Origin of the sequence: Actinomadura rifamycini DSM 43936 (assembly GCF_000425065.1) — a bacterium.
GTDB classification, from domain to species: domain Bacteria; phylum Actinomycetota; class Actinomycetes; order Streptosporangiales; family Streptosporangiaceae; genus Spirillospora; species Spirillospora rifamycini.
This window is the reverse complement of the sequence record NZ_AULB01000030.1, coordinates 57,287-70,161: the sequence shown is the minus strand read 5'-3', so window position 1 is coordinate 70,161 and position 12,875 is coordinate 57,287. Positions and strand designations below refer to the sequence as shown.

14 protein-coding genes are annotated in these 12,875 nt (G+C 71.2%); 9 read left to right on the top strand and 5 right to left on the bottom strand.

Going from position 1 to position 12,875, the window contains the following annotated elements:
- Nucleotides 1–31: 31 nt before the first annotated feature.
- Nucleotides 32–1,342 carry a hypothetical protein gene (locus H505_RS0126655; RefSeq protein WP_157433141.1) on the top strand — a complete coding sequence of 437 codons (1,311 nt, stop codon included), beginning with the start codon at nucleotides 32–34 and terminating at the stop codon, nucleotides 1,340–1,342.
- Here H505_RS0126655 and H505_RS50100 read toward each other — a convergent pair.
- The 3 genes from H505_RS50100 to H505_RS0126640 form a co-directional block, all read right to left on the bottom strand.
- Entirely contained in the window at nucleotides 1,224–1,883 is a 660-nt protein-coding gene (locus H505_RS50100; protein ID WP_157433140.1) for a hypothetical protein, read from the bottom strand. The genes H505_RS0126655 and H505_RS50100 overlap by 119 nt on opposite strands.
- Nucleotides 1,884–2,449: 566 nt before the next feature.
- On the bottom strand, nucleotides 2,450–3,049 hold the full coding sequence (locus H505_RS0126645; RefSeq protein ID WP_026404418.1) for a hypothetical protein: 600 nt from the start codon (nucleotides 3,047–3,049) through the stop codon (nucleotides 2,450–2,452).
- The gene (locus tag H505_RS0126640) at nucleotides 3,046–3,657 is read right to left on the bottom strand and encodes a DUF4352 domain-containing protein (RefSeq protein WP_026404417.1); all 612 of its coding nucleotides are present in this window, start codon (nucleotides 3,655–3,657) and stop codon (nucleotides 3,046–3,048) included. The genes H505_RS0126645 and H505_RS0126640 overlap by 4 nt, the downstream gene beginning before the upstream one ends.
- Before the next feature lie 164 nt (nucleotides 3,658–3,821).
- Between H505_RS0126640 and H505_RS0126635 the strand changes: the two genes are divergently transcribed.
- Nucleotides 3,822–4,571, top strand: coding sequence for a hypothetical protein (locus H505_RS0126635; protein ID WP_026404416.1), 750 nt, complete (start codon nucleotides 3,822–3,824; stop codon nucleotides 4,569–4,571).
- Between the two features lie 24 nt (nucleotides 4,572–4,595).
- On the opposite strand, the gene H505_RS44515 is transcribed toward H505_RS0126635, so the two are convergent.
- Nucleotides 4,596–5,792 (bottom strand): S8 family serine peptidase, encoded by a 1,197-nt coding sequence (locus H505_RS44515; protein WP_051301199.1) that lies wholly within the window; start codon nucleotides 5,790–5,792, stop codon nucleotides 4,596–4,598.
- A 300-nt stretch (nucleotides 5,793–6,092) separates the two neighbouring features.
- Here H505_RS44515 and H505_RS0126625 point away from each other — a divergent pair, with 300 nt between their 5' ends.
- The 7 genes from H505_RS0126625 (at nucleotide 6,093) to H505_RS0126595 (ending at nucleotide 12,349) form a co-directional block, all read left to right on the top strand.
- Nucleotides 6,093–6,392: a hypothetical protein gene (locus H505_RS0126625; RefSeq protein WP_026404415.1), complete on the top strand. Its 300-nt coding sequence runs from the start codon at nucleotides 6,093–6,095 to the stop codon at nucleotides 6,390–6,392.
- Between the two features lie 50 nt (nucleotides 6,393–6,442).
- Nucleotides 6,443–7,897 carry a hypothetical protein gene (locus H505_RS48105; RefSeq protein ID WP_051301197.1) on the top strand — a complete coding sequence of 485 codons (1,455 nt, stop codon included), beginning with the start codon at nucleotides 6,443–6,445 and terminating at the stop codon, nucleotides 7,895–7,897.
- Between the two features lie 189 nt (nucleotides 7,898–8,086).
- Nucleotides 8,087–8,389 carry a hypothetical protein gene (locus H505_RS0126615; protein ID WP_026404414.1) on the top strand — a complete coding sequence of 101 codons (303 nt, stop codon included), beginning with the start codon at nucleotides 8,087–8,089 and terminating at the stop codon, nucleotides 8,387–8,389.
- 11 nt (nucleotides 8,390–8,400) lie between these two features.
- Nucleotides 8,401–9,648, top strand: a complete 1,248-nt coding sequence (locus H505_RS0126610) for a hypothetical protein (protein WP_026404413.1) — start codon at nucleotides 8,401–8,403, stop codon at nucleotides 9,646–9,648.
- A 222-nt stretch (nucleotides 9,649–9,870) separates the two neighbouring features.
- Nucleotides 9,871–10,182: a hypothetical protein gene (locus H505_RS50095; RefSeq protein ID WP_026404412.1), complete on the top strand. Its 312-nt coding sequence runs from the start codon at nucleotides 9,871–9,873 to the stop codon at nucleotides 10,180–10,182.
- Nucleotides 10,183–10,591: 409 nt separating this feature from the next.
- Nucleotides 10,592–11,719, top strand: coding sequence for a hypothetical protein (locus H505_RS0126600; protein WP_084550861.1), 1,128 nt, complete (start codon nucleotides 10,592–10,594; stop codon nucleotides 11,717–11,719).
- A gap of 126 nt (nucleotides 11,720–11,845) precedes the next feature.
- On the top strand, nucleotides 11,846–12,349 hold the full coding sequence (locus tag H505_RS0126595) for a hypothetical protein (RefSeq protein WP_157433139.1): 504 nt from the start codon (nucleotides 11,846–11,848) through the stop codon (nucleotides 12,347–12,349).
- A 54-nt stretch (nucleotides 12,350–12,403) separates the two neighbouring features.
- On the opposite strand, the gene H505_RS0126590 is transcribed toward H505_RS0126595, so the two are convergent.
- Nucleotides 12,404–12,874 (bottom strand): YbaB/EbfC family nucleoid-associated protein, encoded by a 471-nt coding sequence (locus H505_RS0126590; RefSeq protein ID WP_026404409.1) that lies wholly within the window; start codon nucleotides 12,872–12,874, stop codon nucleotides 12,404–12,406.
- Nucleotide 12,875: the final 1 nt, after the last annotated feature.

Sequence of the window (12,875 nt, the reverse complement as noted above, 5' to 3'; positions counted from 1 at the left end):
GGTGTCGGCCCCGCTCGGTACCATCGGCGCGATGCTCCGACTCTCCCCCAAATCCCCGCTGATCCTCCCGTGGGCGACGCTCAAGCTGGCGGGCCGCTTCGTGCTGCCCCTCACGCTGTGGTTCACCCTCGGGGAACTGCTGCGGTACGGGGTGATGTACGGCGGCTACCGCCTCGGCAAGATGGACGGGACGGCCGCTACGGTCGCGCCGCTGCTGACCATCGGCCTCCTCGTCGTCATCACGCTGACGACGACCGCCCTGATGATCCACTGCGTGCGCGAGGGCCTCGACGTCGTGCACGCCCGGTCCCCCGGCGGCGACCTGACGTCCTGGGCCGTCGGCAACGAGGACGAGTCGGCGCTCAGCGCGATGGGCCGCGCCGCGCTCCCGTTCGTCATCTTCTACCTCGCGTGGGGGCAGCAGAGCGAGGACGCCCGCGAGTTCGCCGACATGGCCGCGAGCCGCGGCTTCACCGACGGCGGCCTCCAGGGCCAGATCGAGGGCATCGGGCTGCTGCTCTCCCTCGAGAAGCACGTGAAGCTCGCGATCGTCCTCACCGCCGCGTTCTTCGTGGTGAAGGTCCTCGTCGAGTGGCTGCTGGAGGACCGGCTGCCCCGCACCGTCGGCCCGCTCGCCGGCTTCCTCGAGATCAACTTCGCGCTGTTCGGCATCTTCACCATCGACCAGCTCCGCGACAAGGGCGCGGAGTGGTTCACCGACCGGCAGGCGTGGGAGTGGTTCACCGACGCCGCCGGACCCCTCCTGGACGTGTGGCCGCCGTTCAAGCACGCCGTCCTCGGCGCCCTCATCTGGATCGTCATCGCCGGCGTCATCCTCGGCCTCGACACCGGCGACGAGCGGCTCGTCCTCGGCGAGTCCCGCACCGCCCGGCGCATCGCCAGCGTCGGCGCCATCGACCGGGTGAACAGCCCCCGCGAGGTCCTCACCCGCGGCCTCCGCGACATGCTGCTGCCCGCCTGGTACGGGCTCCGCCTCGTCCGCCGGTCCGGAATGATGCCGTTCGCCACGTTCTGCCTGCTGTTCGCGGCGCTGCACGTCGGCGAGCAGGCCGCCGGCCGGAAGGCGTACGAGCTGATCGGCGCCCACGACGTCGCCTGGTGGCTGCCGCGGATGCCGCTCGTCGGCTACGCCGCCGGGCTCGTCTTCGAGATCCTGCGCATCTGCCTGCTCGCCGCCGCGTTCAACCTCATGGTCACGCGCGTCACGGCTCGAACCGCAGCGAAGGCAGTGGATCCGCCCCCCGACGCTCCGACTCCGGCGGCCGCACCACCAGCGCCAGCGACTCCGCCCTGGCACGGGGCACCGTCCCACGGACCGTGATCGGGAACGCCTGCCCCGGCGTCACCTGCGGGGGCTTCGACGCGTCCGCCGTCCACTCCCGGCCGTCGCGGCCGACGAACCGGAACTCCATCCCGTAGCCGCCGACCGTCTTCGCGCTCTTCGCGTCCTGGGCCTTCACCGCGAGGACCACCTGAAGCTGGACGGCGTCCTGCCCCGCGGGGCCGCCCTGGGGCGCCGACTGGCGCTTGTACACCGTCCACCGGGCGCCCACCAGCTCCCCGATCTTCCCGCGCGCGACGGACGACACCTTCACCGGCGGCTCGAGGCTCTCCGCGCGTCCCGTCTCGTCCACCCAGTACAGGCCGAGCAGCCCGGGCAGCAGGACCGCGAGCACGCACACCTCTACGACACGGCGCGCCCGGGGCCCGAGCCACGTGCGCCGCCGCTCCGCGGACGCCTCACCGTCCCGCCCGTCCGGTCGCGGGTCGTACGGGGACACGGGCTGCTGCTGCCCGTGCGCCTGCGGCCCGCCCGGCGGATACGGGGGAGGAGGCTGGAACTGCGGCTGCTGCTGGTGCACGAAGGGCCCCGCCTGCTCAGGCGGCCGCGCATGCCGCCCCCGCGACCGCCCCCCAGCCCCGTGCCCGAACCCACCCCCCGGCACAGCCTGCTGCGCCCCGGTCGGCTGCTGCATCCCGGCCGGTTGCCCGAACCCACCCGTGGGCTGCTGCTGCCAGCCGGTGGGCTGTTGCTGCCCGCTGTGGGACTGCTGGGCCCCGGTGGGCTGCTGCTGCCCGCCGCTTGGCTGCTGCTGCCAGCCGGAAGGCTGCTGCATCCCGGCCGGCCGCTCGTACCCACCCGTGGGCTGCTGCTGCCAGCCGGAGGGCTGTTGCGGTCCGGTCGGTTGCTCGTAGCCGCCACTCGGCTGCTGCTGCCAACCGGAAGGCTGCTGGTATCCACCCGTGGACGAGGACGGCGGTGGGGGGCTCGGGGCCTGTCCGGCCGGGGGGCCGAACCACCCCTGCCAGGACGGCGCAGCCGACGGGGGGTCGTTCGGGTGGGACGGGGGCGGCGGCGGGGGCCGGTCGTCGGCGGGTGGCCCCTGCCGTCCGTACCGTCCCTGCGGCGGCCGGTGGTGCGGATCGCTCATGAACCCTCCCGCACGTTGTACCGTTCGGGGGCCTTCCGGACGAGGTCGGCCGCGCGGGGGCCGGTGAGGCCGAGGTCGATGTCGGCGGCGGACGACAGCTGCGGCAGGAGCCCGCCCGTCCCGACCACCAGGTGGGCGCCCGCGAGGCGGTTCTTCGGGAGTTCGAAGACGAACGCGGTGCTCGTCCACAGCATCGGCTGGAGCACCGCCCCCGGAACCTGGCCGCCGCCGGGGCGCGGCTCCGCCTCGTACGTGTAGCCGCCGGGCGTCTCCAGCACCGCCGACCGCAGTTCGACGGGCTCGTCGCGGCTCATCGCGCGCGCCCGGACGACGACGTAGACGCCGTCCGTGCCGACGGCCGGCTCGCCGTCGAGGATGGAGTCGGGCGCGAGCGACCGCGCGGCGGCCACGCCGTCCACGCGGACGGTGAACGCGGGCGTGGCGACCTCCTCGCCGACGCCGCCGTCCGTCCGGATCGGGTCGAGCATGCGCGCCTCGACCTTCGGCTGGTAGGCGTGGAGCCACATCGCTCCCGCGAGCAGGATCGTCCCGCCGAGGCCCGCACCGCCCTTGATGGCGAGCTTGCGCACGTTCACGGCGTCCCCGTCCCGACGGGCAGGGTGTAGCGCGCGGCCAGCTCGCCGCCCTCCGTCTGCACCCGCCACGTGTAGTCGCTGTCGGTGAACCCGTGGTCGTACTCCCAGTCGCGCAGCCCGAACGTGAACGTCGGGGGCGGCTGCGCCGGACCGAGCTTCCACATTACCGACGCCTCCACGGGCAGGCCCGGCTGGACGTCGGAGGTCGCGGCGCCCGCGGCGACGCCCGTCACCTCGTCCGGTTTCACCCACTTGCCGGCCTTGGTGCGGGCGACGACGCCGTCCTGCAGCCCGCTGGGGCCGAGCCCCACCGTCTCCTGGCCCTTGTTGACGACGCGCATCCGGACGATGAGGAACCGTTCGCTCCCGCCCATCGCGGTGTCGGCGACCCCGGCCCGCACGTCGTGCACGGTCAGGGAGAACAGCCCGACGTCGACGGCCTTGCCGGGCGACTTCACCGGCTGCTTCGCCTTCTCGTCCAGTCCGCCGGTCGCCCACAGCACCGCCGTCAGCACGACCAGCGCGCCCACGGCGGCCGACGCCCACACCAGGCGGCGGCGGCGCCCGCCGGCGGCGTTCTGGTAGGGGACCGGAGCGGTGTATTGCACCCGGCGATCGTAATACGCGGCCAGCCTCCCCACATGCCGAAGATCGTGGACTATGCCCGCTTCGCGGATCGGCTCGCCGCGCCGCGCGACCGCTGGGCGCTGCTCCGCGAGGTCCAGGACGAGTGGGGGTACGAGCCGCCCGCCGACGGACCGGTGTGGCTCAAATGGGAGAGGCCGAGCACGCGGCCTACGTGCGCCACCTCCGCGGCGAGCTCACCGGGGAGGACGCCGACCGCTTCGCGGGCGTCGATCCGGCGCTGCCGGTCCCGAAAGCGCTCGATGAGTGGTGGGAGCTGCCGTTCAACTCCTTCACCCGCAGCCCGCGCCTGTACTGGACGCACCCCGAGTACCCGCCGAGCGTGCGCCCCGACCCGTCCGGCCACGGCGTCGCGGGCGGCCTGCCCGCCGGCAACCCGTTCGTCGGTCCCGGGGACGACGTGCGCGTCTGCGTGTTCATGGCCGAGTACGAGTACTGCAACGAGTGGGGCTACCTCGCCGCCGAGGCCGGCCAGGACGACCCGCGCGTCCTGGTCACCGTCGACGACGACACCTGGGTGTTGCAGGCCCGGTCGATCTCGGAGTTTTTCGTGCAGCTCGCCGTGCAGCGCATCCCGCACTACCGCGGCTGGCTGCTGCAGATGAGCGAGGACGACTTCGCGGGCGACGCGCCGTTCATCGAGCGCTTGCAGGCGTCGTACCGTCCGATGGGGTTCGAGCCGTGGCGCGAGCTGGAAGCGTGCACCACCGCGTACGGCGGACCGGACGTCATCGTCCTGCACGACACCGGGATGCGCGACTACTCGGTGGAGATCGCGGCCCGCACGCGCGACGCGCTCGTCCGCGCCGCCGCCGTCCTCGGCCGCGACCTCGCCGACGGCGACATCCGGCCGCCGAAGGACGACGCCGCGTCCTGACGGGGCGGGCAGGACGGACGGGGGCTACGCGGACTCGCCGGTGCCCTCGCCGACCGGCTCCACGGGGCCCGGACGCCAGCCGCGCCGGCGTCCCGCCGGGATCAGCAGCCCGCCCGCGACGACCAGCGCCGCCGCCCCGATCGCGCCGCCCGCCACGCCGAGCGCCACGGCCCGGGTCGTCGCGTCGGGCCGGTCGGGCATCGCGATGCTCACCGGCCCGCCGGGGCCGCCCGTACCGCCCGCGCCGCCCGCGCCGGGGTTCACCGCGGTCAGCGCCTCGAACAGGTTGATCATGCCGTTGCCGCTGCCCGCGCCCTTGCTGCCCTCGGCCGTCCCCTCGATCCGCTGCTTGACCTCGGCGGGCGTGGCCTGCGGGTACGCCTCCAGGACCAGCGCCGCCAGCCCCGCCACGAACGGCGTCGCGAAGCTCGTGCCCTTCTGCACCGAGTAGTGGCCGTCGGGGGACGTGGTCACGATGTCGTTGCCGGGCGCGATGACCGACACGGGCGTGTTCGGGTTCGAGAACTCGGTGATCTTGCCGTCCAGGCCGACCGCGCCGACGGAGATGACGCCCTGGTACGCCGACGGGTACATCAGCGCGGGCACCTTGCCGTTCTGCCGGTCGATGTTGCCCGCGGCGGCCACCACCACGACGCCCTTGGCGAGCGCGTTCTGGACGGCCTGGCGCAGCCGCGGGTCGTCCCCGATCGACTGCGTCGAGACGTTGACGACGTCCGCGCCGAGCTTGACGGCCTCGTCGATGCCCTTGGCGGCGAGCCCGCTGTCGATGTTGTTCGCCTGCGCGGCGAACTTGATCGGGATGATCTTCGCGTCGGGCGCGACGCCGACGAACGGGGAGACCCCCGCCTTGGCCGCGATGATGCCGGCGACGTAGGTGCCGTGGCCGAGGCAGTCCTCCGCGCCCGTCTTCGTCAGGTCGACGCCGTCGACGACCTGCCCGGCGAGCTGCGGGTTCCGCGCGCTCACGCCGCTGTCGACGACCGCCACCTTGACGCCCTTGCCGGTCGCCTTCTCGTGCGCGGCCTCGATGTTGAGCATCTGCTGCGCCCACGGCTCGCCGCCCTCGTTCAGCGCCTGCGCGCTCATCGACCCGGCGGGCGGGTTGCAGTTCGCGGGAGCCCGCGGGGCCGCGTGCGCCGGGGACGCGGCGTACAGGGGGAGCAGGCATCCGGCCAGCACGGCGACCGCGGACCATCTCATCCCGAAAGCCTCCCATCCAACGCCCTACACGCCAAAGGAGACTGTAGAGGACGCGCGGTGCCGGACGCCGACCGCTCGTCCCGTCCCGTCCGGCCGCCCCCCGCGCACCCCCGGGCCGGACGGGCCGCGGCGGCGGGCGCGGGGCGGCGCCGGCGGACCGGAACGGGCGCGGGCGCTTCACCAGCCGTGATGACGGGGTGGAACGTTCTCGTTTCAACTGGTATGCCCCGCCGGTGTCCCCTAGTATCTTGGCCGACCCCGGCCACAAGTCCCCCGGGACACAATCGGCGAAGGACAGACGTGACCCAGAAGTCCGCCGACCCCCAGCGGATCGCGCTCCACGGCAAGGACATCACCGACCAGGTCGTCCCCCGCCTGCAGAAGGCCGGCGACACTCTCAACACCGACGGCACCTTCAACCTCGAGGGCGGCGACTTCAGCGTGACGTGCGTCGGCGCGTCCACCGCCTACCCCATCGCGGTCCAGTTCGGCTTCGAGGACATCAAGCTGCTGATGGACACCGCCCAGAGCATGGCGGAGAAGATCAACACCGCGGCGAAGAGGTACGGCAACGCCGAACAGGCCAACACGCAGAAGTAGAGCGGCGGCAGCGGCGCGCCGACGGGCGACCATGAGGAAAGGCGAGACAGGTGACCACACCGGGTAACGGGGGCTCCTCGAACAGCGGCGGCACCTCCAACAGCGGCGGGACGACCGGCTCCGGCGGCACCACCAGCAGTGGCGGCACCACCAACTCGGGCGGGACGACCGGCAGCGGCGGCACGACCAACTCGGGCGGGACGACCAACTCGGGCGGCACGAACAGCGGCGGCACCAACAACTCCGGCGGCTCGAACAACTCCGGCGGCTCCACCACGTCGCCGACGACGGGCGCGCGCAACAGCGGCCTCGCGGCGGGCGGCGCGGCGGCCGGCGGCGCGGCGATCACCGCGCTGACCGGCGGGTCCGCGCTCGGCGCGGCCGAGTCGATGATGTCGATCGCCGTCACCACGGCGAGCGCCGCCGTCATCCTGCCCCCGTCCATCATGGTCGCGCTGCAGTTCAAGCTCTCGACGGGCAAGCCCGCGAGCCTGGAGAAGGCCGCCGGCGACTGGAGCACGGCGGCCGCCGAACTGCAGCAGGCGTCCCAGGACCTGCAGAACCTCGCGAAGGGCATCCCGCAGCAGGCGTGGAACATGGACGACCGCGCCGCCTACGAGAGCAAGGTCGGCGACTACTGCCTCCAGCTCGACGCGCTGCACAACTACCTGATGGCCGTGTCGATCGCGCTGACCGTCCTCGCGTGGGCGATGTTCACCTACGCGATCTTCGCCGTGGGCATGGCCGTCTACCTGGGCGCCCTCGCCGTTCTCGCGGTCGCCGCGCTCGCGTCCGTCGTCGGCTCGGTCAGCTACCCGGCGCTCGTCGGCCTCGCCTCCACCGGCCTCACCATCACCACGGTCGCGACCGGCATCCTCGCCGCCGCCGGGGTGATGGCGGGCGGGGTGATGTTCGGCGGTGCCGCCATCACCGCCGACTACCAGGGCGACCACGGCAACGCGGGCGCGGGCGACGCGTTCGGCGAGGCGTTCAAGAACGGTGCCGCGGGCGCCGCCGCGAACCTCGTCCAGAGCGGCGCGAACGCGGGCCTGGCGTTCCTGACCCGCAACCCGGTCGCGAACAACTTCGGGGTCGGCGAGGTCGACCTGGACGCCGACCGCGACATCACCGAGACCTGGACGTACGGGGCGGGCGCCAAGGTGAACAGCCCCCTCGGCGAGACCGAGGTCGCCGGCAACATCAAGCACAACGACGAGGGCTGGGCCGGCGGCGAGGTCGGCGTCAACCACAAGTACGAGGACCCGAGCGGCACCGTCAACGGCACCGTCGGCGGCAAGGTCACCTGGGACGAGAACGAGAACGTCGGCGGCGGCTTCAAGGTGGGCGGCGGCCACACCCCGAGCGGCAGCCAGGCCGAGTACGAAGGCAACTGGAGCCACGAGGGCGACTACTCGGACAAGTACAAGGTCAACACCCCCGTCTACAACACCGAGGGCTCGTGGGCCGAAGGGCCCAAGGACGAGACCCCGCCCTGGGACAAGTAACGCCTCCCGGACGAACGCCGCCCCGGCCCCCGGGGCGGCGTTCGTCATTTCGTTGAAACCGTTCCAACGCGCGCCGCGTCGAATGGTGGAACCGCGTGCCCGGAGACCGTGAGCCGTGCCTGAAAGAGCTCCCGAGAAGGCAAAGCCGAACGGGGCCGGGACGCACCCGGCATTCCTCAGGAGGCGGTCTTGGGCACTCAGCTCAATGTCAACCCGGCGCGGATCATGCAGCACGCGCAGGAGATCACGAACACGATCCGTCCCGAACTCGACAAGGGGCTCCAGGAACTCAACGGCAACGGCACCATCGAGGGCGGCGACTTCAGCATCACCGGGACCCTCGCGGCGATGGCGTACCCGATGGCCCTCCAGTGGGCCTTCGAGGACCTCCAGACCCACCTCGAAATGCTCGACGGCTACGCGTCCAACCTGCAGACCGCCTCGCGCACCTACGGGAACGCCGAGACGGCCAGCACGATCCAGCAGGTCTGAGGGAGCCCGCCGTGAGCCTCTTCAACTCCTACGACGTCCTCATGGGGACGGCCGAGACCCAGACGACCATCGCGTCCGTCCCGCTGCCCACGGTGATTCCGGTCGCCTTCATGTTCAAGGCGTCCAAGGGCGCCCCCGCGAATCTCGAGACGGCGGCGAAAGCCTGGGAAACGGCCGCGCAGAGCATCGAGAAGACGAAGACGATGCTGCAGGAACGGCTCGGCGCCATCTCCCAGCGCGACTGGGACGCCGCCGACCGCCGCGCCTACGAGGCGAAAGTCCAGGAATTCGTCTCCCAGCTCGACGCCATGCAGGTGTTCTGCCAGGCCGTCCAGATCGCCCTCCTCGTCTTCGCGTGGGCCCTCATGGCGTTCGCGATCTTCGCGATCGCGCTCGGCACCTTCCTGTCGGTCCTCGCCGGCATCGCCCTCGCCGCGCTCCTCAGCGTCGTGGGCGCACCCGTCTACGCGTCCTGCGTGAGCCTCGCGTCCACCAGCGTCGCCATCACCGGCGTCGCGACGGGCATCCTCGCCGCCGCCGCGTCGCTCGCCGCGGTGGTGTTCCAGGGCGGCTCGATGCTCGCCGCGTTCACCTCCTACCAGCGCGGCAACGAGGCGGCCCTCACCGACTTCACGCAGGCCCAGATGAACGGCTCCGCGACGGCGCTGACGAACCTCGCGCAGAACGCCGTCAACGCGCCCCTCGCCTTCATCGACTCCCGCGGCGGCGGCTCGTCCCCGCTCAGCGAGATCGACCTCGACGCCGACCGCGACGCGGACGGCATCTGGACGGCCGGCGGCGGCGCGACCTTCGAGACCGCCGGCCAGACCGAGATCACCGGCGGCGCGCACGTCCAGTGGGGCGACGACGAGGGCTTCGTCGGCGGCGACGTCTCCGGCGGCGTGAGCACCCAGGGCGGCTGGAGCGCGGAGGGCGAGGTCGGCTACACCGACTCCGACGGCGTCGGGCAGGGCGACGCCGGCACCCTCAACTACAGCGCCTCCGGCGGCTACGAGGCCGAGAACGGCGGCGGGCACAACTACGGCGGCACCGTCGGCGTCGAAGGCGAGCACGACTTCGAGTCGGGCGACGGCAGCACGTCCGTCTCGGCGTCCGGCACCTACAACGGCGGCGACGTGGCCGGCTACACGCAGAACTACCAGTATTCGGGCGACGGCCAGTCCCACTGGAACGGCAACGTGAACACCCCCGTCGCCGACATCCCCGTAGGCGACGAAACCCCACCCTGGGACCAGTAGCGCAAACCCTGCGAACGCCGCGCGGACGAGCCGTCCAACTCGTCCGCGCGGCATTCGTCATGCCCGCCCACCTGCGGACTTGTACCACGAGCGTCGAGTAGGCCCCGATCGTCCAGTCCGGAACCCTTTGCGCGCACCGGCCGAAACGGCCCTTCCGCGTTTCCGGGCCGGGACGTCCACTAGCCTCCCCCGCGCACAGGCGACTCAACGAGAGCGGGGACCGTGGCACCGGGACGGAAAGACGTCAACCCAGAGCGCATCGACAAGCACGGCGCGGACCTTTCCGCGACCGTCATTCCCAAGATCGACAACGCGGGGAAGATGCTGAGCGAGTCGGGCGTCTACGACCTCGAAGGCGGCGATTTCAGCATCATCTGCCTGCACGCGTCCGTCGCCTACCCCCTGGCCGTCCAGTTCGCCTTCGAGGACCTGAAGGCGCAGAAGCGGGTCGCCGAGTCGTACGTCGAACGGCTGTCGAAGACCGCGGCGACCTACGGAACGGCCGAGGAGAAGAACAAGCTCAAGCGTTCGTGACCGCCCTGGCAACGAAGAGGGACGCGAGTTGGCTCCACCACCCGAACAAGGCACCGGCACGCCCGAAGGCGCACAGCCCCCAGCACAGCCCGAATCCACCCCCCAAGGTGGAACGGCCGACCAAGGCGGGACGGCCCCCCAAGGCGGGACGGCCCCGCAGGGCGGGACGGCCCCGCAGGGCGGGACGGCCCCGCAGGGCGGGACGGCCCCGCAGGGGGGAACGGCCCCCCAAGGGGCGCAGGGCCAGAACCAGGGCCCGACCACACGTGAAGCCTGGCAAAGCCTCGATTCCGGGACACAGCGAAAAGCGGCAACGGCCGGCGCGGGTGCAGGCGCCGGAGCCGCGGGCGCCGCCGCGATAGGCGCGTTCGTCCCCGGTAATTCCGTGGTCGGCGCCGCCGAGGGCCTGATGAGCGGGGCGGTCGCCATGGCCGCGGCCGCCGGAGTCCTTCCGCCCGCCCTGGTCATCGCCTTCCAGTTCAAGCTCGCCTCCGGAAAGCCGCAGAACCTGGAGAAAGCGGCGAACAAGTGGGCCCAGTCGGCCCAGGAGGTCCGGACGGCCACCGAACAGTGGAAAAGCTTCGTCAGCGGCATCCCGCACGCGGACTGGAACGCCGACGACCGCGAGAAGTACCAGCAGACGGTGGACGACTACTGCCTGCAGATGGAGTACCTGCACAACTACTGCATGGCGGTCCACTACGCCCTCATCTCACTGGCCTGGGCGCTGTTCGTCTACGCCGTAGCCGCCATCGCCATCGCAGCCTTCCTGGCGGCACTGGCGACCGCTGCCCTGGCCAGCCTGGGCACCTTGTACGCGGCCTGCGTGTCCCTCGCCGGGACGGCACTCACCGTCGTGTACGTGATGACGGGGATCCTCGCCACGGCCGGTGAACTCTGCGCCGGGGTCCTCGCGGGCGGCGCCGCCGTCACCGCGAACAAGCAGGCCGAGCACGGAAGCAAGGAGGCCGCCACCGCTTTCAAGCAGGCCCTGATCACCGGCTCGGCAGGCGCCGGCGCGAACCTCCTGGAAGGCGCCGCCAACGCGGGCCTGTCCTGGCTGAACCGCGCGAACGGCGAGGTCGGTCGTATCGAAGGGGTGAGAAACTCTGATTGGGGGCATCGCGGGTACGGACTGCAGTCGATCGACCTGGATGCAGATCGCGCCTACGATACGACCTGGAATATCGGTGGTGGCGCAAAGGTTAAAGTTCCGCACGAAATGGGGCCGGAGTTCGAGGTGTCCGGACACCGAAAATATGGTCCCGAAGGTTATGCCGGCGGGGACTTTGAGGTCAAGGGCAAGCAGCCTGGTCCGGGAGTCGATCTGGCTGGAGGCGTCAAGCGAGAATGGGACGCCGAAGGGGAGGGGAAGACTACCTACAGCGTCGGATTGGAGCAACCCCAGACAGGAGCCAAAGGAGCCTATGAAGGTACCGCTAATCCGGACGGTACGAGCGATAACAAGGCGGCCTGGGTGGCCCCCTGGGGTAGCCAAGAGAAAAACTTCGACCCGCCCTGGGACAGTGGGAAATAACCGGCCCGGTAGATGGGGCGGGAGGGTGGGTTGGTGACTCTTCTAGAGACGTCCAAGGTGCGATTTGACAACAGGTCGCGGCGTTCGTACGAATATCGCGACACGGCGAATCGTGTGCTCGCATCGGTGGAGCAGATCGTTGGCGGTAAGCCCAGGGGTCGACTCGGGCGTATGTTCGCAGGTGAACGTGATCGCTCTTTTGTTTTCTTGCGTTTTCTTGATATGAATCGCGATACGCTTTTTAGTATCGAGCGGGCGCCGGTTGAGTCGGTCGCCGGCGGCCCTGTGACCGTCATGCCCATCATTCGCACGCCTGATGGGGCTGTCTGCGGCAAGGTGGTGACGAACCATGTCGGGGGGGCCGACGCCTCCGTTACGAAGTCGATCGAGCAGCGCCGGTGGCAGGTGATCGACGCGGAAGATGCCGTCCTGTGCGACATCGAGGAGAAAGTGGTGGGCAAAGGGAGGGCGACCTTTTCTGCCGGGAAATATCAATATTTCGACGGCGACCGCACGCCGATTGCCGACTTCGACGGTTCGTGGATCGAGTTCGAGGGGGAGGTGGCGGGTGATCTGCGGATGCTGGTGATCGCTTCGCCTGTCGCGTTCGATCTGCTCGACGGGGCCTGACATGGGGGCGCCCCGGCTCCGGGGGTGGGGGAGCCGGGGCGTCGCGGGGGGACGTCAGCGGCGGTCGCCGGGGTGGTTGCCCTTGTAGTTGTTCATCGCTTCCTGGGCGCGCTGCTGCTGGACGCCCAGTTCCCGTGCGAGGTCGCGCATCTGGCCCGCGAAGCCGTTCGCGAGCTTGTCGAGGGACGCGAGGGCCTTCGAGGGGTCGAGGGGCTTCTCGGGGTCGCCGAAGACGGACGAGCTGGCCTCGCGGACCTTCGTCTGGAAGTCCGTGGCGGCGGCGTTGACGGCGGTGCGGATCTCGGCGCTGAGTTCGGCGGAGCCGAGGCGCATGGCGCGGGGGTCGATGTCGAGCCGGGTCAGCCCGCCTTCGGCGCGGTACTCGGCGATGATGCGGCCCTCGGCGGCCTCGCCCGTCCCGACGGCCTCCTGGACGGACTCCTGGATCTTGGAGAAGTCGCCCATCTGCTCCTGCATGTCGCGCTGGAAGCGCTCGAAGCCTTCCCCGAGGCTGAAGTCGGCCATG

Coding starts and splice junctions, on each gene's coding strand:
- H505_RS0126635 (WP_026404416.1), top strand. CDS start 3,822: ATGGGAGAGGCCGAGCACGCGGCCTACGTGCGCCACCTCCGCGGCGAG.
- H505_RS44515 (WP_051301199.1), bottom strand. CDS start 5,792: ATGAGATGGTCCGCGGTCGCCGTGCTGGCCGGATGCCTGCTCCCCCTG.
- H505_RS0126600 (WP_084550861.1), top strand. CDS start 10,592: ATGAGCGGGGCGGTCGCCATGGCCGCGGCCGCCGGAGTCCTTCCGCCC.
- H505_RS0126590 (WP_026404409.1), bottom strand. CDS start 12,874: ATGGCCGACTTCAGCCTCGGGGAAGGCTTCGAGCGCTTCCAGCGCGAC.
- H505_RS0126655 (WP_157433141.1), top strand. CDS start 32: ATGCTCCGACTCTCCCCCAAATCCCCGCTGATCCTCCCGTGGGCGACG.